At 73.2% G+C, this 26,870-nt stretch carries 25 protein-coding genes; 14 read left to right on the top strand and 11 right to left on the bottom strand.

Annotated features, from left to right (window positions below):
* Window positions 1-40: 40 nt before the first annotated feature.
* Entirely contained in the window at window positions 41-1,306 is a 1,266-nt protein-coding gene (locus tag MVA48_RS23045; protein WP_246984186.1) for a cytochrome P450, read from the top strand.
* A 27-nt stretch (window positions 1,307-1,333) separates the two neighbouring features.
* Window positions 1,334-3,019: an FAD-dependent oxidoreductase gene (locus MVA48_RS23040; protein ID WP_246984184.1), complete on the top strand. Its 1,686-nt coding sequence runs from the start codon at window positions 1,334-1,336 to the stop codon at window positions 3,017-3,019.
* On the opposite strand, the gene npdG is transcribed toward MVA48_RS23040, so the two are convergent.
* Window positions 3,006-3,683, bottom strand: a complete 678-nt coding sequence (gene npdG, locus MVA48_RS23035) for an NADPH-dependent F420 reductase (RefSeq protein ID WP_246984182.1) — start codon at window positions 3,681-3,683, stop codon at window positions 3,006-3,008. The genes MVA48_RS23040 and npdG overlap by 14 nt on opposite strands.
* 74 nt (window positions 3,684-3,757) lie before the next feature.
* Here npdG and MVA48_RS23030 point away from each other — a divergent pair, with 74 nt between their 5' ends.
* Both MVA48_RS23030 and MVA48_RS23025 read left to right on the top strand, forming a co-directional pair.
* Window positions 3,758-4,987 (top strand): NAD(P)/FAD-dependent oxidoreductase, encoded by a 1,230-nt coding sequence (locus tag MVA48_RS23030; RefSeq protein ID WP_246984173.1) that lies wholly within the window; start codon window positions 3,758-3,760, stop codon window positions 4,985-4,987.
* 22 nt (window positions 4,988-5,009) lie between these two features.
* Window positions 5,010-6,290, top strand: a complete 1,281-nt coding sequence (locus tag MVA48_RS23025) for an MFS transporter (protein WP_246984168.1) — start codon at window positions 5,010-5,012, stop codon at window positions 6,288-6,290.
* A 24-nt stretch (window positions 6,291-6,314) separates the two neighbouring features.
* Here MVA48_RS23025 and MVA48_RS23020 read toward each other — a convergent pair whose 3' ends face one another.
* Both MVA48_RS23020 and MVA48_RS23015 read right to left on the bottom strand, forming a co-directional pair.
* The gene (locus MVA48_RS23020) at window positions 6,315-6,860 is read right to left on the bottom strand and encodes a UGSC family (seleno)protein (RefSeq protein WP_246984166.1); all 546 of its coding nucleotides are present in this window, start codon (window positions 6,858-6,860) and stop codon (window positions 6,315-6,317) included.
* A gap of 26 nt (window positions 6,861-6,886) precedes the next feature.
* Window positions 6,887-7,999, bottom strand: coding sequence for a hypothetical protein (locus MVA48_RS23015; protein WP_246984164.1), 1,113 nt, complete (start codon window positions 7,997-7,999; stop codon window positions 6,887-6,889).
* Window positions 8,000-8,086: 87 nt separating this feature from the next.
* Here MVA48_RS23015 and MVA48_RS23010 point away from each other — a divergent pair, with 87 nt between their 5' ends.
* Complete coding sequence (locus MVA48_RS23010; protein WP_246984162.1) at window positions 8,087-8,806, top strand: TetR/AcrR family transcriptional regulator; 720 nt, start codon at window positions 8,087-8,089, stop codon at window positions 8,804-8,806.
* Here the strand turns inward: MVA48_RS23010 and MVA48_RS23005 are convergent.
* A complete protein-coding gene (locus MVA48_RS23005; protein ID WP_246984160.1) occupies window positions 8,790-9,347 on the bottom strand; it encodes a nuclear transport factor 2 family protein in 558 nt (185 codons plus the stop codon). The two genes, MVA48_RS23010 and MVA48_RS23005, sit on opposite strands and share 17 nt — an antisense overlap.
* A 126-nt stretch (window positions 9,348-9,473) precedes the next feature.
* On the opposite strand from MVA48_RS23005, the gene MVA48_RS23000 reads away from it, so the two are divergent.
* Window positions 9,474-10,037, top strand: coding sequence for a carboxymuconolactone decarboxylase family protein (locus MVA48_RS23000; RefSeq protein ID WP_246984159.1), 564 nt, complete (start codon window positions 9,474-9,476; stop codon window positions 10,035-10,037).
* A gap of 10 nt (window positions 10,038-10,047) precedes the next feature.
* On the opposite strand, the gene MVA48_RS22995 is transcribed toward MVA48_RS23000, so the two are convergent.
* Complete coding sequence (locus MVA48_RS22995) at window positions 10,048-10,752, bottom strand: EthD domain-containing protein (RefSeq protein ID WP_246984157.1); 705 nt, start codon at window positions 10,750-10,752, stop codon at window positions 10,048-10,050.
* Between the two features lie 60 nt (window positions 10,753-10,812).
* Between MVA48_RS22995 and MVA48_RS22990 the strand changes: the two genes are divergently transcribed.
* Window positions 10,813-11,700: an SMP-30/gluconolactonase/LRE family protein gene (locus MVA48_RS22990; protein ID WP_246984155.1), complete on the top strand. Its 888-nt coding sequence runs from the start codon at window positions 10,813-10,815 to the stop codon at window positions 11,698-11,700.
* A 10-nt stretch (window positions 11,701-11,710) separates the two neighbouring features.
* On the opposite strand, the gene MVA48_RS22985 is transcribed toward MVA48_RS22990, so the two are convergent.
* The 3 genes from MVA48_RS22985 to MVA48_RS22975 form a co-directional block, all read right to left on the bottom strand.
* A complete protein-coding gene (locus MVA48_RS22985) occupies window positions 11,711-12,031 on the bottom strand; it encodes a hypothetical protein (protein WP_246984153.1) in 321 nt (106 codons plus the stop codon).
* Window positions 12,032-12,097: 66 nt separating this feature from the next.
* Window positions 12,098-14,380 (bottom strand): SpoIIE family protein phosphatase, encoded by a 2,283-nt coding sequence (locus MVA48_RS22980; RefSeq protein WP_246984151.1) that lies wholly within the window; start codon window positions 14,378-14,380, stop codon window positions 12,098-12,100.
* 11 nt (window positions 14,381-14,391) lie between these two features.
* Window positions 14,392-15,192, bottom strand: coding sequence for an alpha/beta fold hydrolase (locus MVA48_RS22975; protein WP_246984149.1), 801 nt, complete (start codon window positions 15,190-15,192; stop codon window positions 14,392-14,394).
* Between the two features lie 214 nt (window positions 15,193-15,406).
* On the opposite strand from MVA48_RS22975, the gene MVA48_RS22970 reads away from it, so the two are divergent.
* From MVA48_RS22970 to MVA48_RS22955, 4 genes are all read left to right on the top strand, one after another.
* Window positions 15,407-16,174 carry a hemerythrin domain-containing protein gene (locus tag MVA48_RS22970; protein WP_246984147.1) on the top strand — a complete coding sequence of 256 codons (768 nt, stop codon included), beginning with the start codon at window positions 15,407-15,409 and terminating at the stop codon, window positions 16,172-16,174.
* Between the two features lie 270 nt (window positions 16,175-16,444).
* A complete protein-coding gene (locus tag MVA48_RS22965) occupies window positions 16,445-17,131 on the top strand; it encodes an alpha/beta fold hydrolase (protein WP_246984145.1) in 687 nt (228 codons plus the stop codon).
* A gap of 179 nt (window positions 17,132-17,310) precedes the next feature.
* Window positions 17,311-18,450 carry a HelD family protein gene (locus MVA48_RS22960; protein WP_246984143.1) on the top strand — a complete coding sequence of 380 codons (1,140 nt, stop codon included), beginning with the start codon at window positions 17,311-17,313 and terminating at the stop codon, window positions 18,448-18,450.
* On the top strand, window positions 18,363-19,571 hold the full coding sequence (locus MVA48_RS22955) for an ATP-binding domain-containing protein (protein ID WP_246984129.1): 1,209 nt from the start codon (window positions 18,363-18,365) through the stop codon (window positions 19,569-19,571). The genes MVA48_RS22960 and MVA48_RS22955 overlap by 88 nt, the downstream gene beginning before the upstream one ends.
* A gap of 53 nt (window positions 19,572-19,624) precedes the next feature.
* Here MVA48_RS22955 and MVA48_RS22950 read toward each other — a convergent pair whose 3' ends face one another.
* Both MVA48_RS22950 and MVA48_RS22945 read right to left on the bottom strand, forming a co-directional pair.
* Entirely contained in the window at window positions 19,625-20,323 is a 699-nt protein-coding gene (locus MVA48_RS22950; protein WP_246984127.1) for a hypothetical protein, read from the bottom strand.
* 135 nt (window positions 20,324-20,458) lie between these two features.
* Window positions 20,459-21,178, bottom strand: coding sequence for a hemerythrin domain-containing protein (locus tag MVA48_RS22945; protein WP_246984125.1), 720 nt, complete (start codon window positions 21,176-21,178; stop codon window positions 20,459-20,461).
* Between the two features lie 116 nt (window positions 21,179-21,294).
* Here MVA48_RS22945 and MVA48_RS22940 point away from each other — a divergent pair, with 116 nt between their 5' ends.
* The 3 genes from MVA48_RS22940 to MVA48_RS22930 are packed head-to-tail and all read left to right on the top strand — an operon-like array spanning window position 21,295 to window position 24,792.
* A complete protein-coding gene (locus MVA48_RS22940; RefSeq protein WP_246984123.1) occupies window positions 21,295-23,337 on the top strand; it encodes a sensor histidine kinase in 2,043 nt (680 codons plus the stop codon).
* Complete coding sequence (locus MVA48_RS22935) at window positions 23,334-23,996, top strand: response regulator (protein WP_246984121.1); 663 nt, start codon at window positions 23,334-23,336, stop codon at window positions 23,994-23,996. The genes MVA48_RS22940 and MVA48_RS22935 overlap by 4 nt, the downstream gene beginning before the upstream one ends.
* Before the next feature lies 1 nt (window position 23,997).
* A complete protein-coding gene (locus tag MVA48_RS22930; RefSeq protein WP_246984119.1) occupies window positions 23,998-24,792 on the top strand; it encodes an aspartyl protease family protein in 795 nt (264 codons plus the stop codon).
* 856 nt (window positions 24,793-25,648) lie between these two features.
* On the opposite strand, the gene MVA48_RS22925 is transcribed toward MVA48_RS22930, so the two are convergent.
* On the bottom strand, window positions 25,649-26,641 hold the full coding sequence (locus MVA48_RS22925) for a hypothetical protein (protein WP_246984117.1): 993 nt from the start codon (window positions 26,639-26,641) through the stop codon (window positions 25,649-25,651).
* Window positions 26,642-26,870: the final 229 nt, after the last annotated feature.

Below are 26,870 nucleotides of genomic sequence, written 5' to 3'. Positions count from 1 at the left end.
CCATCATCACGAAACCGCGGAACCCTTGGAAGGTGGAGCAATGTCGGAGAACGGACGCTGCCCGGTCGTGCACTTCGATCACAACTCCGAGGAGCACTCCGCCGACCCGGTCGCCTCGTACCGGGCGCTGCGCCAGCAGAGTCCCATCGCCTACACCGAAGCATGGGGTGGCTACTGGGTGCTCTCCGGCTACAAGCCGCTGTTCGAGGCCGCCCGGGACGACGACAGGTTCTCGTCCGCGCGCCTGGACCAGTACGGCGGCGAGGGCCTGTCGGTGGTCATCCCGAAGACCAAGCACCCCTTCCACATCCCGATCGAGATCGACCCGCCCGAGTTCCGCAAGTGGCGGAAGATCATCAACCTGATCACCGCGCCGGCGGCCATCGAGCGCATGGAGCCGATCGTCAAGCACTACGTCACCTGGTTCATCGACCAGATCATCGAGGACGGCCAGTGCGACATGGCCGACGTGATCGGCGTGCCGGCGATCGTGACCGTCGACTGGCTGGGCCTCGACGTCGCGGAGTGGAAGCGCTACGCGTCGGCCTTCCACGCCACCCTCGTCGCCAAGCGGGGCAGCGAGGAGTACCGCCAGGCGGTCGAGGTGGACTTCCCGTACCTGGAGAAGCGCACCCGCGAGGTCATCGCGGCGCGTCGGGCGAACCCGACCGACGACATCATCAGCTACCTCGTGAAGTCGGAGGTCGACGGCCGGCCCGTCACCGACGAAGAGGTCTTCAGCATGGTCGACCTGCTGCTGTCCGGCGGCGTGGGCACGACGGCGTCCCTGACCAGCAACACCGTCGTCTGGCTGTACCAGAACCCCGAGGTGCGCCAGCGGCTCCGCGACGACCTGTCGCTGCTGGACAAGGCCATCGAGGAGTTCCTCCGGTTCTTCTCCCCCACCCAGGCCCTCGCCCGGACCGTCACGCAGGACACCGAGCTGCAGGGCTGCCCGATGAAGCAGGGCGACCGCGTGCTGCTCGCCTGGGCGTCGGCGAACCGCGACCCGGAGCAGTTCGAGAACCCCGACGAGGTCGACATCGAGCGGTGGCCGAACCGGCACGTCGCCTTCGGCCTGGGCGTGCACCGCTGCGCCGGCTCGCACCTGGGCCGGGCGATGGCCAAGGAGATGCTGACCCAGATCCTGACCCGCATGGGCGACTACGTGGTCGACGAGTCGGCCCTGAAGCCCTACCCGCAACAGGGCACGAACAACGGCTGGATGAGCATCCCGGCCACCTTCACCCCCGGCCCGCGGGTGCTGCAGGGCTCGGCGGACCCCGAGGCCATCCCGTCCTACTGAGCTGACCGACAGCGGAGGGGCCACATCGTGGAGCAGTTCGACGTCGTCGTCCTGGGCACCGGCGCCGCCGGCCTCTGCGCGGCGCTGGCCGCGGCCGACGCCGGGGCGCGAGTGGGTCTGTTCGAGAAGTCGGACCAGGTCGGGGGGACCACCGCGCTGTCCAGCGCGGTCGCCTGGCTGCCGGCCAACAAGTACGCGGCCGAGGCCGGCGTGAGCGACTCCCGGGAGGAGGGGCTGGCCTACCTGGCGAGCCTGTCCCACGGGATGATCCTCCCAGAACTCGCCGAGGCCTTCGTCGACACCGGCCCCGAGCTGTGCGAGTGGCTGGAGACCTCCACTCCGCTGCAGTTGCGCCTGGTGCCGGGGTTCCCGGACTACCACCCGGAGCACCCGGGCGGGAAGCCGCAGGGTGGTCGCTCGCTGGAGCCCGAGCTGTTCTCGTTCCGCCAGATCCCCGGCTGGGGCGAGCGGATGGTCGGCGTCACGCGCCCGATGCGCGTGACCGAGACCCCGATCGGTGGGGGCACCGGCGTGCTGCCGGCCGATGTCGAGGCCGAACGGCGGGCCGAGCAGATCGAGGGGCTCGGCCGGGCGATGGTGGGCTCGCTGCTCAAGGGCTGCCTGGACCACGACGTCGTCCCCCGCACGGGGCACCGGGCGACCGAGCTGGTCACGGACGGCGACCGCGTGGTCGGGGTGCGGTTCGAGACCGCCGAGGGGCCGGTCGAGGTCGGTGCGCGATCGGTGATCCTCGCGACCGGCGGGTTCGAGCACGACGAGTCCCTGGTCCGCGACTTCCTGCGCGGCCCCATCCGCTTCCCCGCCGGAGTCCCGACGAACACCGGGGACGGGCTGCGGATGGCGATGCGGCTCGGCGCGCGCCTGGGCAACATGCGCGAGGCGTGGTGGGTACCGGTCGCCGCCCTGCCCAAGCCGGAGGACCAGGCACACCAGCCGGTCCTGCTCGTGCTGCGCGAGCGCACGCTGCCGCGCTCGCTGATGGTCAACCGGTTCGGGGAGCGGTTCACCAACGAGGCGGCCAACTACAACGCCCTGGGGGGCGCGTTCCACCAGTTCGACGCCGCCTCGTTCAGCTACCTCAACCAGCCCTGCTGGCTGATCATGGACCAGGGATTCGTCGACCGGTACGGCGGCTTCGGGACGGCGGCGGGTGGCCCGTTGCCGGACTGGGTGCTGCGCGCCGACGACCTGCCGTCGCTGGCCGAGCGGATCGGCGTGCCCGCGGACGCTCTGCAGGCCACGGTCACGCGCTTCAACGCCCTCGCGGAGAAGGGCCACGACGACGACTTCGGTCGCGGCGACAGCGCGTACGACGGCTGGTGCGGCGACCGGTCGGCCTATCCGGGCACGGCGGCGACCCTGGGCCCGGTGGACACCGCGCCGTACTACGCCGTCGAACTCATCTCTTCGACCCTCGGCACGAAGGGCGGTCCGCGCACCGACGTGGACGGCGCGGTGCTCGACGTCGACGGGAACCGCATCGACGGCCTGTTCGCCGCCGGCAACGTGATGGCCGGTCCGACGGGCATGGTCTACGGCGGCGCCGGCGGCACGCTGGGACCCGCGCTGGTCTTCGGCTACCGCGCCGGCCGCGCAGCGGCGACCCGCCCCACCCCTGAGGAGCCAGAACCGCGGTTTCGGCCCCCCTCCTGGGGGGCCGAAACCGCGGTTCTGGCTCCTAGACGTCGGTGATCTTGACGCCGGCGTGCGCCTTGTAGCGCCGGTTGATCGCGATCAGGTTGGCGGTGAGCGCCTCCACCTGGTGGGCGTTGCGCAGCCGGCCGGCGTAGATGCCCCGGCAGCCGGCGATCCGGCCGGACAGCTCCTGCACCAGGTCGGTCGCCGCGCGGTCGTCCCCCAGGACCAGGACGTCGGCGCCTACGTCGGTCACGTCGTCGTCGAGCAGGCTGACCGCCGACAGGTGGTGGAACGCCGCGACGACGGTCGAGTCCGGGAGCAGCTGCTGGGCCTGCTGCGCGGCACTGCCCTCCTCGACGGCGAGGGCGTGCGGCCCGCGCTCGTCGAAGCCGAGCGGGTTGACGCAGTCGACGACGACCTTGCCGGCGAGGTCCTTGGCCAGTGACTCGACCAGCTCGCGGTGCCCGTCCCACGGCACGGCGACCACGACGACGTCGGCGGACCGGGCGCAGTCCTCGTTCGAGGCCCCGCGCACGCCGGCGCCCAGCTCCGAGGCGACGGTCTCGGCCCGCTCGGCCGAGCGCGAGCCGACGACGACCCGCAGGCCGCTCTCGGCGAAGCGCTTGGCCAGCCCGCGCCCCTGGGGGCCCGTGCCGCCCAGGATCCCGATGACGGAGCCGTGGAGACCGGCGGACGGGGCTTCGGTGGACGCGGTCATGCGGGACTCCTCGGGGCTTGATTGTCGGCGCTCTCTAGACTAATCATATGCATGAATAGCGTGAGGGGAAGAGGATGAGCCGCAGCATCGTCGTCGTCGGAGCCGGACTGGCGGGCCTCCGGGCCGTCGAGCAGCTGCGCGGAGCGGGGTGGACCGACCACCTCGTCGTCGTCGGCACCGAGGTGCACCACCCCTACAACCGGCCGCCGCTGACGAAGGCCGCCCTGCAGGGCGGCGTCGACCCGGCCGCCCTCGCCTTCCGCCGCCGCCCGTCGACCGAGGACGTCGAGTGGCGCCTGGGCACCACGGTCACCGCGGCCGACCTCGACGCGCGCACCGTGACCCTGGACGACGGCGGCACGCTCGCCTTCGACGGACTGGTCGCCGCGTCCGGCGTCTCGTCCCGGCGCCTGGCCCTCGACGCGCCGCTGCACTGGCGGCACGCGATCCGCACCGCCGAGGACGCCCACGCGCTGCACCAGCAGCTGCGCCCGGGCGCCCAGGTCGTCATCGTCGGCGCCGGCTTCATCGGCTGCGAGGTGGCCGCCACCGCGGTGGGGCTCGGCTGCACGGTGACGGTCGTCGAGCCCTTCTCGGTGCCGCTCGAGCGGCAGGTCGGCCCACTGGTCGGCGGGGAGATCCGCCGCCGTCACGAGGAGCACGGTGTCCGCTTCGCGCTCGGCCGCACGGTCGTCGCGGTGGAGGGCGAGGACGGTCCGTCGGCGGTTCTCCTGGACGAAGGCACCCGACTGCCGGCCGACGTGGTCGTCGAGGCCGTGGGCTCGGTGGCCAACACCGGCTGGCTGGAGGGCCAGGGCCTCGACCTGAGCAACGGCGTCCTCTGCGACCTGGACCTGCACCCGCTGCGGTCCGGCGCCCCCGTGCCGCACGTGGTCGCCGTCGGCGACGTCGCCCGCTTCCCCGTGCCCATGTCGGGCAACCTGCACCGCATCGAGCACTGGACGATGCCCACCGACATGGCCGGGCACGCGGCGCGCAGCCTGCTCGCCGGCATCGAGGGCCACCGGCCGGAGGGGCCGCCGTTCTTCCCGGTGCCCACGTTCTGGAGCGACCAGTACGGCGTCCGGATCCAGTCCTTCGGCCTGCCGGCGCTGGGCCTCGACGACGTCCGCGTGCTGGACGGCGACCTGCAGACGGAGAGCGTCGTCGGCTACCACCGCGACGGGGTGCTCGTCGGGCTGGTGCTCTTCGGCATGGGCAAGCAGATGATCGCCTACCGGCAGCAACTGGTCGAGCAGGCGCAGGCCGCGATCGCCGACCTGGTGCCGGGGGCGGCGTCCTGATGGCCGTCCGGGCGTCCGGCCGGTGAGCGACTCCCCGGTCCCCCTCCCGCGGGAGGTAGCCCCACCGCCGGCCGGCCGGCCCCGGCTGCCCGCCTGGATCTTCGTGGCGATGGTGGCCCTGATCGGGCTGAACCTGCGCGCGGCTATGGGCTCGGTGCCGCCCCTCCTGCCCGACATCGCCGAGGACCTCCGGCTCTCGGCCACGTCGCAGGGGATGCTGACGTCGGTCGTGATCATCTTCATGGGGCTGTCGGCGCCGCTCGGTCAGCGGCTGGGCGCCCGGCTCGGCCCCGAGCGCGCCACCGTGGTCACCCTCCTGGTCCTGGCCGCCGGGTGCACGCTGCGCCTGGTCGCCGTGACCGAGCCGATCTTCCTGGTGTCCTCGGCCCTGGCCGGCATCGGGATGGGCGGCTCGTCGGCGCTGCTGCCGAGCCTGATCGCCGAGCACGTCCCGCGGATCCGCGGCCTGACCATGGGCGTGTACTCGACCGGCCTGGCGCTGGGTGTCGCGGTCGCGGCCTGGGTCGCCGTGCCGACGGAGCGGGCGCTGTCGGGCTGGCGGCCGGCCCTGGCGCTGTGGGGCGGCATCACCGCGCTCACCGCGCTGCTGTGGCTCGCTCTCGTCCCCCGGCTGCGCGCCCGGACCGGCCCGGCCCGCGCTGCGGCCCCGGTCGTGACGAACAACCGGCTCCCCTGGCGCTCGCCGACGGCGCGATGGGTCACCTGGTTCACGGCCGCCAACATGATCATCGGGTTCAGCGGGCTCGCGTGGATCACGCCGTTCTACGTCGACCTCGGCGTGCCCGGACAGCGGGCGGCCGAGTACTTCGTGCTCTTCCAGGTGGTCCAGTTGTTCGCCATGCTGACGCTGCCGTGGCTCACCGACTTCACGCGCGACCGGCGCCTGATGCTGGCGCTCTGCGTCGCGTGCAGCGGGATCGGCATCGTCTGCCTGCTCGTCGCCCCGCTCGCCCTCGCCGTCCCGGCCGTGCTGGTGTTCGGCTTCGGGGTGGGTGGGAGCTCCACCCTCGGACTGGTCCTCCTGGTCGACACCACGCGGTCGCAGGCCGACGCCGCCCGGCTGACCGGGATGGTCATGCTCGTGGCGTTCCTCGCCGGGGCGGCCGGGCCTGCGCTCCTGGGCCTGATGCACGACCTCACCGGAAGCTTCGTCGCCGGCTACGCCACGGTGCTCGTGCTCACCGCCCTGGTCCTGCTCAGCGTGCCGGTGTTGCGGCCGGGCCGGACCATCGACGACGTGCCGCTGCCGGCCGGCCGGGCCGCCACCGAGCCGGTCACCTGACCGACCCGGGGCGGCGCGGGTTCGCTACAGCGCCAGCTGGTCACGGGCGGCCGGGGCCACCGACCGCGCCAGGCGCCGCAGTTCGTCGTCCGGCTTGGTCGCCGCCGGGTGCGGGACGACGAGGTGGTGGTAGCCCGGGGCGCCGAGGTTGACGGCGAACCGGTTGACGTGGGCGACGAAGACGTCGGTGATGAGCACGGTGCTCGGGACGCCGGACCGCTCGAGCAGCAGTGCGTCGTGCAGCGAGCAGGCGCTGCAGGCACCGCAGTCGCCCAGCCCGGTGATGGCGAGGTCGGCGCGAGCGGCGATCTCCGCGGCCTCGTCGTCGGCCAGCGGGGAGGCGGCCGATGGCTTGCTGACCACCTCGACCGACCCGATCGGCAGCAGGATCTGCATCTGGTCGGCGAGCATGCGCAGGAGGTCGCGCGCCCTCGGCTTGCCGTTGTCGATCAGGAGCAGCCGCGCGCCCTCCTGCACGTTCCCCCGGGGCGCGAGCTCCACCGGTGCGGCCGGTTCGCTGACGGCGATCGGACTGTGCACCCGGATGGTGCGGGACAGGGTGGCGGTCATGGCTTCCTCCGGGGTCGGGGTGAGGGTCAGCGCTGGGCTGCGGAGAGGGTCGAGAGGTCGATGTCGCAGGAGTCCGGGCCGCAGTCGGGCAGCGCCTCGCCGGCCAGGCGCACGCGCCGGGTGATCGCCCGCGTGTGCTTCACGGGCGCGAACGCGGGGAGGTACGCCGACCAGCCGGCCCCGGGGCCACCGGCGGTGACCACGAAGACGTCGTCGGGGGACGCGAGGCTGGGCAGCCGGCCGTCGCTGCCCGGGGTCATGTCGTGCGCGCTGTCGACCTCCAGGTGGACGCCGTTCGCGACCAGCTCCTCGGGCAGGATCCGGCTCTCGCGGTAGAGGAACTCCTGGGCCTGCTCCTGCGTCCAGCCGGCCTGCCGCACCGCCAGGGCGTGCTCGGGACCCATGACGACGAAGGCCTGGCCACCCTTCCCGACCGAGAAGGTGGAGGGAACCTTGATCGCCGAGACGAACGTGCGCAGCACGTCCTCGGGGTCCTCGGACAGGATGTTGGCGATCTGCCGCGGGCCCTCGGTCGCCATCACGGTGACCGTGGTGTCCTCCGCCGCGAAGCCCAGCCGGACGCGCAGCGGCAGCCAGGGGCTGGGCGGGTCCTCCTCGGCGAAGCAGAGCGTGTACTTGCCGGGGTTGCCCATCGAGCTGGCGTCCATGTCGCCCGTGCTCGCGCCGAAGACGTTGCGGGCGACCAGGCGCACCGCGCGGCCGATCGTCGCGTTCGCCCGGTTGCCGGAGCCGAGCGCGTTGTGGGAGGCGTTCATGCCCACCGCGGCGGCCAGCGGGCCGCTCACCACGACGCAGGTCGCCGCCCCACCGGTGCTGGTGAACGCGGCGTGCGCGTTGAACGCGGGGTCGAGCGCCGCACCCAGCGCGGCCACCACGATCGGGAAGTAGTCGGGCCGGCAGCCGGCCATCACCGCGTTCACCGCGGCCTGCTCGACGGTGAGCCAGCGGTTGCGGCGCGGGATGCCACCGATGACGTCGTCCCGTTCGAGGTCGACCGTCGCGATCATCGCGTCGACGGCCTCCGGCGTCGGCGGGACGACGGGCAGCCCGTCGGTCCACCCGCGCTCGAAGAACTCCTCCACGACCCGGTCGGCGTCGAGCTCGAGCATGTCGGTCATGGGTGCGCCTCCGCCGTTCTCGATGGAATGCGGAGCACGCTACCGCGCTAAACGGACTGGCTCAATCCGCTTTGCTAAGATCTTTTCGTGACCGACGCCGCGAACGCACGGCCGGCTCGGCGGCCGCGGTCCGACGCCGCCCGCAACCGGGCCCGGGTCTCGGAGGCCGCGGTCCAGGTCCTCGCCGAGCAAGGTCTCGGCGCCACCGTCGGCGACATCGCGGAGCGGGCGCAGGTGGGCAACGCGACGGTGTTCCGCCACTTCCCGACGAAGGCAGATCTGCTGGCCGAGGTCGCCACGCGCTGGCTCGAGGACTGGCGCTCCGCGCTGGAGCAGTTGCTGGCGTCCGAGCCCGCCGGCGGGGCGTTCCAGGGCCTGGTCGCCGAGCTGTACGAGCGGCTGCGCCGGAACCGGATGGCCCTCGACCTGTTCCGCGCACACGACTTCGACCGGCTGCGTCAGCAGCGGCCGGCGCTGGACCCCTTCGGGGCCGAGAACATCGACCAGCGGGTGGCCGGGGCGCGCCGCGCGGTCGAGGCGCTGATCACCGAGGCGCTGGCCCGCGCGATCCGGGACGGGCTGGTCACGCCCGACGTCACCTACGCCGACCTGACCGTGCTCGTCCTCGGGACCGCCGGCCGCCTCGCGGACATGGGTGAGACCGAGCCCGCGCGGTGGCGACGCCACGCCGAACTCACCTGGGCGGCCATCACCATGCGCGGCCCCGACGCCGCGCCTCGAACCGCTGACGCTCCGCCTCCCGGGGGCCGGCCCCCGGGAGGTGGGGCGTTCAGCGGTAGTTCTTGAGGAAGGCGTTGCCGGACTCGCGGTAGAGCACCTCGGGCCAGTCCGCGGGCCGGTGGTCGCCGTACGCCCGCACGCTGTTGCGGTCGCCGAGGCCGGTCGCCATCTCCGCCAGCGGCATGTAGTACATGTAGCCCATGAGCCGGTCGGCGAAGCGCCAGCGCCCGTCGACCCGGCGGTAGGTGTCCTTGTAGCGCAGCGCCACCTGCATCGCCGTGCCGTTCCGGTCGACCTCGGCGTGCGACGCCAGCAGGCCCGTGGCGCGGTCCCGGTCGGCCGGATCGAAGCGGACGACGTGCCCGTGCGAGAAGTGGTTGGTCGGGCCGAGCTGGGCGAACCGGCCGAGGTAGGTGGTGACGATCTCCTCGAGACCGTTCGCCGCGAAGACGCCGTCCTCGGACCGCAGGGTGGCGTCCTCGGTGAAGATCTCGCGGATCCCCTCCTCGTCGCGCTCGTCCATGATGAACCCGTACAGGACGGCGAGCTCCTGGATCGCCGCCCTGTCCTCGAGCCGGCCGATCCGGTCCTCCAGCGATTCCGACATGCGCCACTCCTTCCGCTCGACGACTTCCATGCGCAAAGTCCATGCGCACTGTATGCAGAGATAGGCCTGCTAGGACAGGGTCCGGTGGGGCATAGTCAGCTTCATCCCGTCCGGATCGGAGGCACCATGTCGCGAGTTCCCCCCGCACCGAGAGAGCAGTACGAGCCCCTGGTGGGAGCCGGAGCGCCGTTGCGGCAACAGGTCTACGCCCAGGCACCCGCTATCGCCGGCCCGTACCTGCAGTTCATGCGGGCGATGCGCGACAACGGCACGCTCCCCCGTCGCCTCGTGGAGCTGGTCCGGCTGCGGGTCTCCTTCCACAACCAGTGCCGCACGTGCATGTCGATCCGGTACAGCGACGCCCTGGACGCGGGCATCGACGAGGGCCTGGTGTGCTCGCTCGAGCGGCCGGAGGAGGCGCCCGACCTCACCGAGGCGGAGAAGGCGGCGCTCGCGCTCGCGGACAAGATGGCGACCGACCACCTGTCGGTGACCGACGAGACCTTCGCCCGGCTCTACGACCACTTCACCACCCAGGAGGTGATGGAGCTGTGCTTCCAGGTCGCCACGTTCGTCGGCTACGGCCGCATGGGGGCGATCCTGGACATGACCGACGACCTGCCGACCGAGTACACCGACCCGGACGCCGTGCTGGCGCCGTGGAGGCAGGCTCCGGCCGAGGTCGTCTGACCTCGGCCCGTCACGGCCAGATCCAGCGCTCCTCGTAGGTCCAGGCGGCGCTGGATCCGGCTGGGTCCACGACGCGCTCGACCGCGGGCAGGCTCCGCTCCGCGAAGACGTCGGTGGCGACCTCCAGCTCCGCCCGGCTGCCGAACGCGAACTCCAGGACGGCGTCGTACAGCGCCCTGGTCTCCGTGTACTGGTCGGGCCGGGGCAGCGACACCGTGGCGCGGACCAGATCGGGCAGGGTGCCCGCCACGTCGCGCGCGACGTCGACGATCGCCGACCGGAACGCCTCCCCCGCCCACGACGGTCGCCCGCGGACCAGCAGCGTGAGCTTCCACCGCTCCGGATCGCCCGGAGCGGGCACCGGGCCCGGCACGAGCACCGTCTCGGTGCTGCGCAACCAGCCGAGCTGGTCCCGCTCCACGAGGTTCTCCTCGTCGGCGTGCGACTCCTGGAAGTCCGGGTTCGAGTGCAGTCCCGTGGCGGTCCCAATGTCGGCGAACCACACCGCGGGCAGCCCGTGGTAGATCAGCGGCGCCCAGCCGTCGAACCGCGGCTGCGCGCCGAACGTGTGGTCCTGCACGTAGCGGATGATCTCCCTGACCCGCATCGCGAGGTGGCCGTGCGGATCGCGCCAGTGCCGGTGGAACTCCTCGTCGGACAGCCCGGCCTTCTTGACCATGAACGCGTGGACCTTGACCTCGCCCGATGTCTGCACGCGTCGCACCCTAGGACGGCGCCGTTGTCGCCCGGGCCGCCGCTCTGATCCACTAGCGACGTGCAGCGACGGGGAACGGCCGAGGTCCGGGTCGCGGTGGCGGCCCGCGACACGCTGGGCGAGGGACCGAGCTGGCACCCCGGCCGGCGGGAGCTGGTGCGGGTGGACATCCGGGCCGAGCAGGTGATCCGGTGGTCCGCGGACACCGGGCAGGAGACCCGCACCGCCGTCGGAGGGCCGGTCAGCCTCGCCGTCCCCGACCGCGACGGCGGACTGGTCGTGGCAGGGGGCAGCACCGTGACGCGGTGGCGGGCCGACGGCAGCCGCGCCGAGCTCTGCCGGATCGACCCGGACACGGAGTCCACCACCCTGAACGACGGCAAGTGCGACGATCGCGGGCGGCTCTGGATCGGCACCTACGACCGGGACGGCGGTTCCCTGGCGACGCTGCACGTCGTGGACGTGGACGGCTCGGTGCGGGTGGCGGAGACCGGCCTCTCCGCGTCGAACGGGCTCGCCTGGGATGCCGAGTCCACCGTCCTGTACCTGGTCGACACGCCGCGGCGGGTGATCTGGCGGTACGACTACCGCCTCGACGGCGGGGAGCTGGGCGACCGGGAGGTCTTCGCCCGGATCGGCGAGGACGCCGGCCTGCCCGACGGCCTGGCCACGGACACCGCCGGCGGCGTGTGGGTCGCCCTCTTCGGCGGCGGGGCGGTGCACCGGTACGACGCCGGCGGGGCGCTGACCCACGTGGTGCCGGTGCCGGTCACCTACCCCACCAGCGTCGCGTTCGGCGGCGACGACCTGCGCACGGTCTTCGTAACGACCTCGCGCACCCGACTCACCCCCGAGCAGGACGCCGCGGAACCCCTCGGCGGCAGCGTCCTCGCGTTCGACGTCGACGCGCCGGGGGTGCCGGTGGCGTCCTACGGCTCGCCGGGCTGACCCGCCGGGGTCAGTCGTCCACCCGCGCCTCGCCCTCCTGCGTTCCGCGGGTGAGCTGCCGGAACTCGGTCACGACGTCGCTGGCGACCGCGCCCAGTGAGGTGAGCGCACCGGACACCAGGCGGCGGACGCCGGTCATGTCCAGGCCGAGACCCGCGCCGATGCCCGCAGCGACGTCCAGGCCCCGCAGCTCGCCGGGCGTGGGCTCGCGGGAGGCCAGGTCGGGTGACCAGCGCATGGCGTCGCCGGACATCGACCAGTCGCCGGTCGCGCCGTCGATCGCCACCGCAACCGGGTTCGGGGCCACCGGGTCGACGGAAGAGGAATCCATGGCCACCTCCAGCACAGGGGTCCACTGCCATGGTCGCCCCATCCGGCGCCGCCGGGAAGGGGTGTATCAGCCGGCTCGGGTGATCGCCAGCAGCGCGATGTCGTCGGCGCGGTGCGCCCCCGTCAGCCCGGCCAGCAGCCGGTCGCAGAGTTCGTCGGGGTCGGTGGTCTCCGCGGACGCGGCCAGCGCCAGCAGCTGCGCGAGGCCCTCGTCGATGTCGGCCGACCGGCTCTCGACCAGCCCGTCGGTGAACAGCACCAGGGTCGCCCCGGCCGGCAGCACACCTGCCCACTCCGGCGCCGGCGCGGGTGCCGGCGGGGCACCCAGCATCCGGCTCGGCGTCACCGGCAGGAACTCCGCGTGGCCGGCGGTGATCAGCAGCGGCGGCAGGTGCCCGGCCGAGGCGATCCGGAGCTGTCCGGTCGCCGGGTCCAGGGTGGCGAACAGCGCCGTCGCCATGCGCTGCAGGCCGAGCAGCGGCCAGGAGGCCTGGAGCCGGTCGATCATCGAGCTGGGGGTGGGCCGGTCGACCAGGAGCGCCCGGTAGACGCTGTTGAGCTGGCCCATGGTGGCGGCCGCGGTGATGTCGTGGCCGACGACGTCACCGACCGCCAGCGACACGTGCTGGTTCGGCAGCTCCACGACGTCGTAGAAGTCCCCGCCCACCTCCACGCCGTAGCTCGCGGCGAGGTAGCGCACCGCCGTGACCAACCCGGGCAGCGCCGGAGGCGCCGGCGGCAGCAGGTTGGACTGCAGGGTGTGGGAGGTCCGGACGTCGAGCTCGTACCGCTGGGCCTTCGCCACCACCAGCGACACCTGCAGGCCCAGCTGCTCGGCCATCTCCACGTCGGCCTCGGTGAAGCCGCCGCGCCGGCGGTCGGCGCACAGCGTCACCACGCCCAGACGCTGCCCGTCGGCCACCAGCGGCACGGCGACGATGCTCGCGAGGTCCAGGGCCCGGGCGATCTCGAGGTGCCGGTCGTCGGAGGTGAGGGAGGCGAGCAGCTCGTCGTCCACGTGCCGGATCCAGTGGGTGCCGCCCTCGCGCACCGCCGCCACGCTCGGATGCGGCCCCCGGCGGGGCCCCAGGTGCCGCACCTTGAGCTCGTCCATCAGTTCCTGGAGGGCAGGATCCCGGTGTCGTGCGGCCGGTCGCGTCATGCCCTCGTCGGTGACCAGGTCGATCACGCAGAGGTCGGCGAGGCGCTGCACCGCCAGTTCGGCCAGCCGTTCCACGACCTCGACGACGTCCGCCGCACCGGCCAGCAATCGTGCCGCGTCGAGCAGGAACGCCGCGCGCTCCGCCTGCCGGGCGGTCTCCTCGTAGAGCCGGGCCCGTTCGAGCGCCTGACCGGCCTGCCGGCCCAGGGTCCACAGCAGGTCGACGTCCGCCGGTGACAGGACCGGCTCGCCGGGGTCGTCGAGGCTGATCAGGCCACCGGCCGGGGTGCCCAGGGCGAGCAGCAGCATGCCGAGCCGCCGGCTGTCCGCGGTGACCGGAACGGTCACCAGCGCGGTCAGCGACTCGGTGCTCATCGCGGCGGCGACGCCGGGCTGTCGCTGACGCAGCCGCTCGTCGAGCGCGACGGTGCGCACGCCCTCCGCCAGCTCCAGGGGCAGCCGGTCGGCGGCCGCCCGCCGCAGCTCCGCCATCAGCGCCTCGGAGATGCCTTGGCCGTGCGCGGTGCGCAGCGTCGGGACGCCGTCGGGACCCTCCTGCTCGACCAGCACCAGCGCCGCGCCCTTGGCCCGCAACGCCGACCGGCCGTGCTGGACGATCACGGCCCCGACGCCGTCCACCGACGTGGCGGCGGCCAGATCGCTGACCACCGTCTGCACCACGCGCGACCGGGCCTCGGACTCCTGCGCGGTCCGCTGGGCCGCCAGCAGCTCGCGTTCGTACCGCCGTCGCGCCGTCGCCTCGAACAGGGTCGCCCGCACCAGCAGCGGCGCCCCGGCCTCGTCGCGCAGCTCGACGGCGTTGAGCAGGCACGGCAGCAGCGAGCCGTCGACCCGGACGACGTCCAGGGCGATCTCCCGCACCGCGCCCTGCATCCGCAGCAGCGGCGCCAGGTGGGTCTCGTGGAAGACCTGCCCGCCGATGCTGAGCAGGTCCTGGAACCGTGTGCCGATCAGGTCGTCGGGAGCCCTCCCCGTCCACGCGCAGAACGTGCGGTTGACCTTGACGATCCGCCCGTCGGGCAGCGTGGAGAGGTAGCCCATGGGCGCGTTCTCGTAGAGATCGGCGGGGTCCTCCTCCAGGAGCCGCCCGAGCTGGGCGCGTGGGTCGCTCCCCGGGTTGCCGACCGGGTCCATCGCCGGGTCCATCGCCGAGTCTCCAGCCTCCATCCCGGACGGGATCATCCCGACAGGAACGCCCGGATGGCGGCGGTGGTCTCCTCCGGGGCGCTCAGGTGGGGGACGTGGCCGGTGGCCCGCAACTGGGTGAACACGCTCCCGGGTACCTGCTCGTGCACGTACCGGCCCACGACGTCGGGCGCGATGGCGTCCTCGCTGCACTGCAGCACCAACGTCGGTACGCAGACGTTCGGCAGGTCGGCACGGTTGTCGGACAGGAACGTGACGCGGGCGAAGTGTGCGGCGATCGCCGGATCGGTGCGGCAGAAGCTGTTGGTCAGCTCCTGCGCCAGCGCCGGCCGGTCCGGGTTGCCCATGATCACCGGCGCCATCTGGGTGGACCAGCCGAGGTGGTTGGCCTCGAGGGCGTCGAGCAGACCGACGATGTCGGTGCGGCTGAAGCCGCCGACGTAGTCGCCGTCGTCGACGTAGCGGGGATTGGGACCCACCATGACCAGCGCCCCGAAGAGCTCCGGGGCCTTGCAGGTGGCCAGGGCGCCGATCATCGCGCTCACCGAATGGCCCACGAGGACGACGTCGTGGAGGTCGAGCTCGCGGCAGATCTCCACCACGTCGCCGGCATGGCCGTCGAGCGAGCCGTACTTCTCGGCGTCGTACGCGGAGAGGTCGGAGTTGCCGGAACCCACCAGGTCCAGGAGGACCACACGGTGGTCCACCTCGAAGTCGGGAGCGACGAACCGCCACATCGTCTGGTCGCACCCGAAGCCGTGCACGAACACGATCGGGCGGCCGTCGGGGACCCCGGTGGTGCTCACGGCATTGCGTGCCACGACGTTGTCCACCCGCCGAATGTAGGCGAGACCCGCCCGGCGTGGCCGCTCGGGAACCGCAGAGCGCGATCACACGGCGGCACGACGCGCCGGAGACGTGCGGATCACCGATCCGATGCGTCTCCGCAATCCCCTGGTGCGGTCGGCGCCTCGGTCCTACCCTCCCGGCATCCGTACCGGTAGGACCACCGGTGCTCCGGCACGACCACCGAACGAGGTGCGCCGCATGACCACGACCGTGGTCCGACCGACCACCCTGATCCCCGCTCCCCGCTCGTCCGGCGACGGCGTGTGCGACGCCGTCGTCCAGGCGGCGGCGACGACCGCCGGCCGGGCGGTCTCCTACCAGCGCGTGCTGCACCAGCTGGTGCGCCGCGAGCTGCGCATGCTGGCCGAGCTGGCCGTCTGGGCCGCGCCCGCCGACCAGGGGCGCAGCGCGACGCTCACCCGCCACGCCGACCTGATCAGCCGGGTCCTGCTGCACCACCACGCGGTGGAGCGGGAGGCCGTGTGGCCCGCCCTGCTCCGGATGGTTCCCGACGACCGGGCCGCCGAGGTGCGGTCCGCGGTGGAGGACTGGACAGCAGGCTGCGCGCGGATCGACAACATGCTGCGCGACGTCGCGACCGCCGCCCGCCAGTGGCAGGTCGCCGGCACGGGCGGCGCACGGGACGGCTTCGCGGCCGCCTGCGCGACCGTCGCCGACGCCGTCGACGCGCAGACCGCCGAGGAGGAGCGGACGCTGCTCCCCCTGCTGGGCGAGTACCTGCGGCTGGGCGACTGGGCGGCGATCGCCCGGTCCTCGCACTGCCGGCTCTCCGGTCCGGAGCAGCTGCTGGTGCTCGGTCTGGCCCTCGAGGACTCCTGCGCCGGTGACCGCGCCCGCCTGCTGGACGGGCTCCCGCGCTCGGTCCGCCTGGCCTGGCGCACCTACGGCATCCGGCACTACCGGGCAGCCGTCGTGCGGCTGCGGGGGGCACCGCCGGCCGCGTGACCCCTCCGTCCGCGTGACCCGCGGGTGTCAGTACCGGGTGGTCCCGCAGTCGCGGCACCGCTTGCGGTCGGCGGCCGTCTCGGCCCGGCAGTTCTCGCAGACCCAGGTGGCCGGTTCCGTCGTGGTCGTGCTCACGGGTGCTCCCCCTTCTCTCGGCGCACCGAGAACGGTAGGAGTCGGATGTGACGGCGAGGTGACCTCGACGTTGCGCCCCGACAGCGATGAGACCGGTGGCGATGAGTTCGGTGCTGAGGGACGGTCGGACCAGGCGTGACGGCGACCTTCGTGCTGATCCCCGGGGCAGGCGGACAGGCCTGGTACTGGCACCGTCTGGTGCCCGAGCTGGAGCGTCGCGGGTACGCCGCGGTGGCGGTGGATCTGCCCGCCGACGACGACACGGCGGGCCTGGCGGCGTACGCCGACGCGGTCGTCACCGCGATCGGGGCCCGACGGCCGGTGGTCCTGGTGGCGCAGTCCATGGGCGGGCTCACCGCTCCGCTGGTCTGCGACAGGGTGCCGGTGGAGCTGCTGGTGCTGGTCAACGCGATGGTGCCGCGGCCGGGCGAGACCGGCGGCGAGTGGTGGACGGTCACCGGTCACGCGGCGGCGGTCGCCGAGCACTCCGCGCGGCACGGTCTCAGCGGCGACGCGGGCGACCAGGACGAGTACTTCTTCCACGACGTCCCGGCCGACGTGGTGGCCGCCGCGTACGCCCAGCCCTTCGGCCAGTCCGCCCGCCCCTTCGAGGACCCGTGGCCGCTGGTCGCCTGGCCGGACGTGCCGACCCGCGTGCTGTGCGGCCGCGACGACCGCTTCTTCCCGGCGGACTTCCAGCGCCGGCTGGCCGCGGAGCGGCTCGGGTGCCCGGTCGAGGAGGTCCCCGGCGGCCACCTCGTGGCCCTCAGCCGCCCGGGCGAGCTGGCCGACCGGCTGTCGAGCCACCTGACCTCGACGTAGGCGACACCGTCGTCGAGGTCGATCGCCGACCGGCAGCAGGACGAGGCCTGGGACGCTGGTCGCGAACAGGACGACCGGCACCCACGCCGGTCACGGGAGCGCCCGGAGAGAGAAGAGCCTTGTCGACAGCTGGGTCCGCGGATGCGGCGGATGCCGAACTGGCCGCGGAGCAGGCATACGTGACCGGTCTGCACCGCCGCCTCGACGACCTCCGGGCGCGGACGGCGTCCCGGCTGGCCGAGGCGCTGGCGACCCGCACCCACAACCCGCAGTCGGTGGGTGAGCGGGAGGCCGCCGTGCAGCTGCACACCGAGCGGCTCGTCGCGCTCGACGCGGCCCAGGACGGGCTGTGCTTCGGCCGGCTGGACCGCAGGGACGCCGACGTGCCGCGGTACGTCGGACGCATCGGGCTGTCCGCGGAGGACGGCGTGGAGGAGCCACTGCTCATCGACTGGCGGGCACCGGCCGCCCAGCCGTTCTACACGGCGACCCCGCTGCACGACCTCGGTGTCCGGCGCCGTCGGCACATCCGCACGCGCGGGCGCACGGTGGTCTCCCTCACCGACGAGACCCTCGACCTCGACGACCCGGACCTCGCCCAGCGCCCGGGGCCGGCCGGCGAGTCGGTGCTGCTGGCGGCCCTGAACGCCGGCCGGACCGGGCGCATGACCGACATCGTCCGCACCATCCAGGCCGAGCAGGACCGGATCATCCGCGCCGACGCCCGCGGCGTGCTCGTCGTCCAGGGCGGGCCCGGCACCGGCAAGACGGCGGTGGCGCTGCACCGGGCGGCGTACCTGCTCTACACCCACCGGGAGCGGCTGGCCCGCAGCGGGCTGCTGGTCGTCGGGCCGTCGGCCACCTTCCTGCGGTACATCGCCGACGTGCTGCCCTCCCTCGGCGAGACCGGCGTGGTGCTGGCCGACCTGGGCGGGCTGCGGCCCGGCCTGCGCGCGGAGGCCGCCGAGCGCCCCGAGGTCGCCGAGGTCAAGGGCCGATCCGCCATGGCCGGGGTGATCGCGGCCGCCGTGCGCAACCGGCAGGCGGTCCTCGACCGGCCGGTGGAGCTCGACGTCGACGGCACCCGGCTCCGATTCACCCGGGCCGACGCGGCACGGATCCGCTCCCGCGCCCGCGCGGCGTCGCGGGTGCACAACGAGGCCCGGCCGCCGCCGCCCGCGCCGTCGTCGAACTGGTCGCCGGCAAGTACGCCGACACGCTGGGCGAGAACGTGCTGGGTGGGGCGAACCTGCTCGACCGCACCGACGTCCTCGCGCTGCGGCGGGAGGTGGCCGCCGAGCCCGCGGTGCACCGGCTGATCGACCGGCTGTGGCCCCGGCTGACCGCCGAGCGGCTGCTGCGCGACCTGTTGGCGTCGCCGGACCAGCTCGCGGCGGCCACGTCCGGCTGGAGCGACGCCGACCGGTCCCTGCTCCTGCGGCCGGCGGACGCGCCCTGGACCGTCGCCGACGTCCCCCTGCTGGACGAGGCCGACGAACTGCTCGGCGTCGACGACTCGGCGCAGCGGTCGGCGGCGCGGCGCGAGCGGCAGCGGCGCCGGCGGCACGCCCAGGAGACCCTCGACCTGCTGCACGGCTCCCGGTCCACCGACAGCGAGACCGAGGAGGAGGCCGAGGAGCTGTCGGCCGGGGACCTCCTCGACGCCGAGGGCCTCGCGGAGCGCCAGGAGGAGTCGGACTCCCGGACGCTGGCCCAACGGGCCGGCACCGACCGCACCTGGACGTACGGGCACGTGATCGTCGACGAGGCGCAGGAGCTGTCGGCCATGGCGTGGCGGCTGCTGCTGCGCCGCTGCCCCACCCGGTCGATGACGCTCGTGGGCGACGTGGCGCAGACGAGCTCACCGGCCGGCGGCAGCAGCTGGGCGGCGATGCTCACCCCGCACCTGGGGCCGAGCCAGGGCTGGAACTGGCGGCTGGAGGAGCTGACGGTCAACTACCGGACCCCGGCCGAGATCATGGAGGTGGCGGCCGACGTGCTCGCCGCGGGTGGCGCGGGCACCTCGACGGGGCGCTCCGTGCGCGCCACGGGCGTGCGGCCGTGGGCGCTGCGGGTGCCCGAGGAGCGGGTCGCGGCCGCCGCGGCGGAGGCGGCTGCGTCGTTCGACCGGGAGGAGGGCACCCTCGCCGTCCTGGCGCCCCGGACCCGGCTCGCCGCGGTGGCGGCAGCGGTGAGCGCCCGCCTCCCGGCCACGTCCGACGACCTGACCGCCGGACCGGTCGTCCTGTCGGCCGAGGGCGCCAAGGGGCTGGAGTTCGACTCGGTGCTGGTCGTCGACCCGGCGGCGATCGTGGCGGAGGGGTGGCGGGGGCACAACGACCTCTACGTCGCCCTCACCCGGGCCACCCAGCGGCTCGGCGTGGTCCACGCCGGCGAGCTGCCGCCCGAGCTGGCCGGCCTGGAGGTCCGCCCGACCTGAGACACCGCGAGAGCCCGGCAGCGCGCGGCTGCCGGGCCCTCGCGGCGCTCGGGCTACAGGCGGTCCCACACCTCGTCGCGGGTCCTGAGCACGATGACGCCGGCCCAGGCCAGGCCGATCGCCACCAGGCCGGTGCCGATCGAGGGCAGCCAGGCGTCGCCGGAGAACAGCGTGAAGACGGCCCAGCCGACCACGTTGAGCACCAGCGGGTAGACCGGGATGGCCCGCGCCCGCCACGCGGCGAAGACGGCGAGGTTGATGCCGAGGGCCATGCCGAGGACGCTCGAGGCGGCGATGATCGCGCCCTGCCCGTAGCTCCCGGCCAGGTTCCAGATCTCCAGGGCCTGGTCTGCGGGCAGCGAGTTGGCCAGTGCGACGTCGTAGAAGTCCACGACGATGATCCCGGAGAGGCCGGAGCCCAGACCGGCCAGCACCATCGCCGTCATCGACAGCTTCGGCGCGGTGCGGCGGGCCAGCCGCACCAGGGTGAACGCGGCAGGCACGAGCAGCAGGTAGCCGAAGTGGAGCACCACGGCCGCCCACAGGATGTTCGTCGTGTGGTCGACCCCGGTCTGCAGGTACTCGGCGTGGGTCTGGTTCTCGTACGGGATCATCAGCAGGCTGACGAAGGTCAGCGTGCCGGCGCCCAGCAGCGAGAGCGCGCCGCCGACGCGGCGGAACCGGGCGCCGGGCTTCAGCTCGGCCGTCGCGGCGCCGGCCGCCGGAGTCACCGGGTCGGTGGTGGTGGTCATGTCGGGGGTCCTTCCGGAGGGGGTCGGTGGGTACGGCCGGAAGCCTCCGGCGCCCCGCGTCCCCGATCCCAGGGACGGCCGTCCCGAACTTCCGGGCCGCCCCGGCATCCCTCCGGACCGACCCCCGACGGGCCCTCACGCGTACCGGAAGGCGGCCCGCTCCCCGCGTTCGAAGCCGCGGCGGAACACGACGGTGGCGAGCGTGTACGCCGGCGTCCCGAGGAAGGCCTTCGCTCGCGGCAGCGCGTCGGCCGGCAGCCCGTGCAGCACCCAGGCCAGGGTGAAGGGAACCTCGCGCACCGGGTAGCCCGAGCCGATCTGCTTGTCCAGGGCGTGCCAGGCCTCGGGGGTCAGCAGACGCTGCACGAGGGCCATGGCGTCGCGCTCCTCGTGCCCGAGGTGGGCGGCCAGCCGCTCACGGGTCGTCGCCACGCACTCGGCGAGTTCGGCGCGGGCCGCCGCGTCGCCGCGACGCCCGAGGGCCGCGAAGCCGCGGGCGCACCGCTCGAGCAGCGGGTCGATCTGCGCGTGCTCGGCCTCCATCGCCTCGAGGGTCTCCCGTCCGGCCGGGTCGCCGGCCTCGTCGACTGCGGCGAGCAGGACGGGCCAGATGTAGGTGTCCTCGCCGCTGTGGTGGTGGTGCAGGACGTTCGCGAACCGCTGCCACCGCTGGGAGAGCGCCTGCCAGGTCGCGCGGTCGTCGAGCGGCGTGGTTTGGGCAGCGGCGGCGAACGCGGCGAGATCGCGACGGAAGGCGTGGTGCATCAGCCACATCGGGGTCAGGTCGATCGGGCCCTCCGGCGCGGCGGCCTGCCCCGGGAGCAGCAGCTGGGTCGTCGTGTTCGTGCTGGTCATCTGGTCCTCATCGGTGTCGTCGGGTCGTCCACCCGCACTGTCACGGGCTCCTCTTGAAGAGGACTTGAGAGCGACTGGGATACCGGGCAGGGACCGCGCGGGGCAGGATGTCCGCCGTGCCGGGTGCGACGGACCGCCGCTCCCCCGCCCCCGGCGTCCCCCGCTGGCTGCCGGGGGCGCTCGCGCTGCTCGGCGTCGGCTGCACGCTGGCGGCGGTGGCCCTGGGAGCCCTGCTCGAGCGGGGTCGCCCGGTCGACGCCGGTGACGCGACCCTGGGCACGCTCTACCCGCTGGTCGCCGCCCTGGTGCTCGCCCGCCAGCCGGGCAACCGGGTCGGCTGGCTGCTCATGGTCAGCGCGCTCACCGGCCCCTACCTGCTCGCCGGCGAGTACGCCGTCCTCACCCTGGACGCCGGCGCCGACCCGACCGGCCTCCAGTCGTTCGCCCTGTGGCTGGCCGCGTGGGGGTTCGTGCCGTACTACGTCATCGTCGCGTTGGTGCCGCTGTACTTCCCGGACGGCCGGCTCCCCTCCGCACGGTGGACGGGAGTGGCCCGGGCACTCGGCGCGCTGGTCGTGCTCGGCATCCTCGCCGCGATGTTCCGCGGCGGCCCGATCGACTACGTGCCGGACCGGGGAAACCCGCTGGCCGGGCCGATCTGGATCAACGCGCTGCTGCTGATCAGTTCGATCGGCTGCTTCCTGGTCGGCGGTGCGGTCGGCGTCGCCGCCCAGTTCGTCCGGATGCGGCGCGCCGCAGGCGTGGTCCGCACCCGGCTGCAGTGGCTGCTGCTGGGCGAATCGGTGCTGTTCGTCTGCTCCATCGCCTCGATCGTCATCGACCTGCCGGTGGTCTCCAGCCTCCTGTTCGCCGTCGGTTTTGCCGCGGTCCCGGTGGCCGTGGCGGTGGCCGTGCTGCGGCACGGCCTGTTCGACGTCGGTCTGGTCGTCGGCCGCGCGCTGGTGTTCAGCCTCCTGTCGGTCCTCCTGCTGGTGGCCTACGCCGTGGTGGTCGCGGTCGTCGGTGAGCTGAGCGCCGGCGAGCGGCGGATCGCCGTCGTCGTGGCCGCCCTGGCCGCCCTGGCCGCGGCGGCGGGGTGGGAGCGGGCGCAGCGGGCGGTCGACCGGCTGCTCTACGGGGAGCGCCGCGACCCGATGGCCGTCGCCACCCGCCTCGGTACGTCGCTGGACTCGGTGAGCGCCCCCGCCGAGGCGATGCAGGCGCTGGCCGACGAGCTGGCCCGGGCGCTTCGGCTGCCGCGCGTCGAGGTGCTGCCCGCCGACCCCCGGCTACCGGCCGTGAGCTCGACCGGCGAGGCGCGCGTGGAGGGCGGCGCGGACGACCTGCCGCTGACCTCGCTGGGCCGCGAGGTCGGCGTCCTGCGGGTGACGCACCGGTTCCCCGGCGAGCGGTGGCGCCGGTCGGAGCGGGACGCCCTCGACCTCGCCGCCCGCCGCGCCGCGGCGTTCGTCTGGGCCGCCGGGCTGGTCGCCGACCTGCAGGCCAGCCGCGAGCGGATCGTCGCCGGGCGGGAGGAGGAGCGTCGCCGGCTGCGGCACGACCTGCACGACGGCGTGGGGCCCGAGCTCGCCGGCATGGCGCTGCAGCTGGAGCGGCTGGCGGGGAAGCTGTCCGGCGACCCGGAGATGGCGGCGGTGGCCGGCCGGCTGCGCGACCAGATGCGCCGCACCGTGGCCGCGGTGCGCCGGGCGGTCGACGACCTCCGGCCTCCGGCGCTGGACGAGCTCGGCCTGGTCGCGGCGCTGCGCGAGCACGTCGCCGCCTACCGGCTGCCGGTCGGCGCCGGTGGCCCGGTCGGGACGGCGGACGAGGCCCGCGTCACCGTCGAGGCGGAGGCGCTGCCCCCGCTGCGCGCCGCCGTGGAGGTGGCCGCGTACCGCATCGCCACCGAGGCCGTGGCCAACGCCGTGCGCCACGCCGAGGCCGCCACCTGCACGGTCGGGCTGCGGGTGTCCGGCGACGATCTGCTCGTGGAGATCAGCGACGACGGCCGCGGCGTGCCGGCCGACGCCGTCCCGGGGGTGGGGACGACGTCGATGCGCGAGCGGGCCGCCGAGCTCGGCGGCAGCCTGGACGTGCGCACCGCACCCGGTGAGGGCACGACGGTCCGGGCCCTCCTCCCGCTGGCGGCCCGGTGAGCGCACCGATCCGGGTGGTGGTCGTCGACGACCATCCCGTCTACCGCGACGGGGTCGCCGACGCGCTGGACGACGCCGAGGACATCGACGTGGTGGGCACGGCCGCGGACGGCGAGGCGGCGGTCGCCGTCGCCCGCGAGCTGCGCCCGGACGTCGTCCTCATGGATCTGCGGATGCCCGGCGGTGGCGGGGTGCCGGCGACGGCGACGATCGCGGCCACCCAGCCGGAGACGGCGGTGGTCGTGCTGACGATGAGCGACGACGACGACTCGGTGTTCGCCGCCCTGCGGGCCGGTGCCCGCGGCTACCTGCTCAAGGAGAGCGAGGGCGCCGACATCGCCCGCGCCGTGCGTGCCGCGGCGCGGTCCGAGGCGGTGTTCGGGCCGCGGATCGCCGACCGGGTGCTGGCGTTCTTCGCGTCGTCGCGCGGTCGGTCGACCGCAATCCCCTTCCCGGAGCTGACCGACCGCGAGCGGGAGGTGCTCGACCTGGTCGCGCACGGGCTGCCGAACGCGGCGATCGCGACCCGGCTGTTCCTGAGCGAGAAGACCGTGCGCAACCGCGTTTCCGACGTGCTCACCAAGCTGCACGCCGCCAGCCGCGCCGAGGCCGTGGCGCTGGCCCGCGACGCCGGCCTCGGCCCCGCCCCCGGCGGCTGACGTGCTGCCGGTCCCGCTCCGGGTCGAGCCCGATGCGGAGTTCGACGAGTGCGCCCTGCTCTGCGTCGACGGGACGGTGGCCGGAGCGCCGCACTCGTTCGTGCTGGACACCGGGAGTCCCTCGACGCAGCTCGCGGACCCCGACGGTCTGGTCCCGGCCAACCTGGTCGGTCAGGACACGGCGGAGGGTCTGTTCGGCCGCGCCCCGGTCGAGCGAGTGGCCCTGCCGGACCTCACCGTGCCGGGCCTCACCGCCGGACCGCGCACGGTTGCCCGGCTCCGCACCGGCGGCGCGCGTTCCCGTTCGCTCCTGGGCCTGGACGTACTCGGTGCGCACGGGCTCCTGCTCGACGGTCCGGCGGCGAGCCTGCACGCGACGGCGCCCGAAGACCTGGCACCCGACCTGCCGCTCGAGCGTGGTCCGCGGGGGCACTGCTACCTGCCGGTGACCCTGCCCGGAGGACGGGTGGTCCGGGCGCTGTGGGACACCGGTGCCGATGTCACGGTGGTCGACCGGGGACTGGTGGCCTCGCATCAGCAGCTGTTCACCGCGCCGGGCAGCGCCCGTGGGACCGACTCGTCCGGGACGACGGTGGCCACGGACGTGTGCCGCATGGGCGACTACCGGATCGCAGAGGTCCCCTTCGCGGGTCATGTGGTCGCCGTGGCCGATCTCCCCGAGCCCATGGCGATGGTTCTCGGATACCCGACGCTGTGCCAGGCGATCTGGGCCATGGACCTGCCCTCGGGGCGCTGGGCGGTCAGCGGGGACGCGCCTCCCGGCTCCCGTCGCTGACCGCGTCGGACTTCTCCGCCACCGTGCCCACGGGGACTCTCCTCTACGTGGGGTGCCCCGAGCCGCGCGGGCGAGGTGTCCCTGTCCACCCACTGAGGGACTCCGAGTCGCAGCGTCCCTCGGATTGCTCCGGCTGCCGAACAGTGGGCGCCAAGTACCCGTTTCCGGCCTGAAAACTGGTCCTCAGCGCCCAATGTTCGGGGAGCAGGTGCGGTCCCGGAAGCCGCCCTCAGAGCCGGCCCGACGCTGGTGTCCCTGAGCGGCCCACTCAGGGACACTGCGGCCGAGCGTCGGAGACCGCGTCTCACGCGACACTCCTAGGACTCCTTACGCATGTCGTCGACAGCCTTTAACAGGCCCGACACCGCCATGGACAACGCGTGATAGCGAGGGTTGCTTTGGTTCTTGGGCTCGCACGTGCGGGCCCTGATCGCTCGAATGTCCTCGGCCATGGCTTCGAGGCGGGCGATGTCACGGTCGTATGTCGACATGGCAGAAGTAGACCGCCTCACATGTGCTCGCTGAGAAGGCGCCCGGCACATGCCGGCAGACGCTTCCGCGGAAGCGCGTGGCTACAGCGGCCTGAGCTGGAGGGCTACCGACCCCAGGAGCTACACCTGGTCCAGCTGGGCCGTGTCACGTAGAAGACCACTGGCTGTCCGGAAGTACCGTCCGTGCGTTTGCTTGATCTGATCGATGGAGTTGGCCGACAGCACGACAACCTCAATGTCCTTGCTCGGTCGGTCTCGCTCAAGTTCTAAGCGTCGGCGGAGGGCACGCCGACGGCCTCGCTCCCCCGCGAACTCCTCATGCTCCAGTTGCCCGGTTCGACGGTTGTAGACCAGCAGGAAACTGCTCACGGCTGCGTCACCCCCTCATCGTAGGCCTGAGGACCCTGCGTCTCCTCGTCTTCGGCAAGCAGCGCACTGAACTGCAGCAGAGATTCCCCCAATTGGTTGGCGAGGCTTTGCGCCTTCGCCATCTCCCAGTCCAGTACCGCGGTGAGGTTGCCCGTGTGGGCCAACTCCGGCGGAAGGTCTGGCAGCTCCTCTGAAGTGATCGTCATGTCTGGTGCCGTCCTCGCGATCCGTTCGAGCATTGGGTCGTCGCTTTGGACGTCTCCCGTCACCGCGCGGCGCAGCAGATCGATGCTGGACCGCGTCTCTTCCATTGGCGCGATCACCTCGACACTCGCCTGCTGCAGGTCGTGGACAAACTCCTTGCGGGTCTCGGCGAGCTCGCTGGAGTCCCCCGGGTCGGGGGCGCCTCCATAGCGGATCTGACGTCCCCACTGGTCTGCCAGCCGTTCGAACAGCTCGGCCCAGTGGTGCTGCAGGCGAGTGCGGACTTGGACCTCGACGTGGACTCCGCACAGCGGGAGGACTACATGCACTGCTCTGTATCCAGCCTCGGGCTGCGCCCGGCGATCAATAATTTGGGCGTCGGGGCACTGGAACACTCGCTTGATCACTCCCACCACGACGTCCTGCTCAGCCAGGGTGAAGTCACCCACGACGCGGACGCCAGCCACATCGCGCACGTTGGCAAAGCCGATCTCCGGCGTGCGCTCCAACTTCTGCAAGAGCGTGTCCAAAGTCTTCGCGCGACCGGCGACAATGACTTCCCCAGGAGCCTTTGCGACCTTTTCCCAGGGAATGTGAACTAGGGCATTCACGGTGGCTGCTTGTAGATCGTCGTAGAATGCGATCGTTTGGTTATATGATTCCTGATCTTCGGCAGTCGCTGTCCCATCGACGAGACGTTGACCAAGCTTCTTGAGTTGCTTCTTGCTAGAGGGCAGGGCTCCCACAGTCGCGCGGATCGCCTCAGGGACTGACTTGCTGGCCACCCGCCCATCTTGGCGCAGCCGCCCGTGGACACCCGGGGCCGTGCGCTCGGCAGCATCCCAGGCGGGAAGCTTGCCTCGTCCCCGGGCGACGCGAACGGGGAGGGCATGCCCATCTCGGCGATCCAACCGGCACGGTGACTTCGCCGTACGAGTGCAGCGCCTTACCAAGCCTCCTTCGGCCGTTGTCGCAGGCGCGGGTGTCCCATAGGCCGCCTTCATGGGCACCCCT

The organism is Blastococcus sp. PRF04-17, from assembly GCF_023016265.1.
Lineage (GTDB): Bacteria > Actinomycetota > Actinomycetes > Mycobacteriales > Geodermatophilaceae > Blastococcus_B.
Note: the sequence above shows the minus strand (reverse complement) of the source record. Positions and strands in the feature narration are given on the sequence as shown.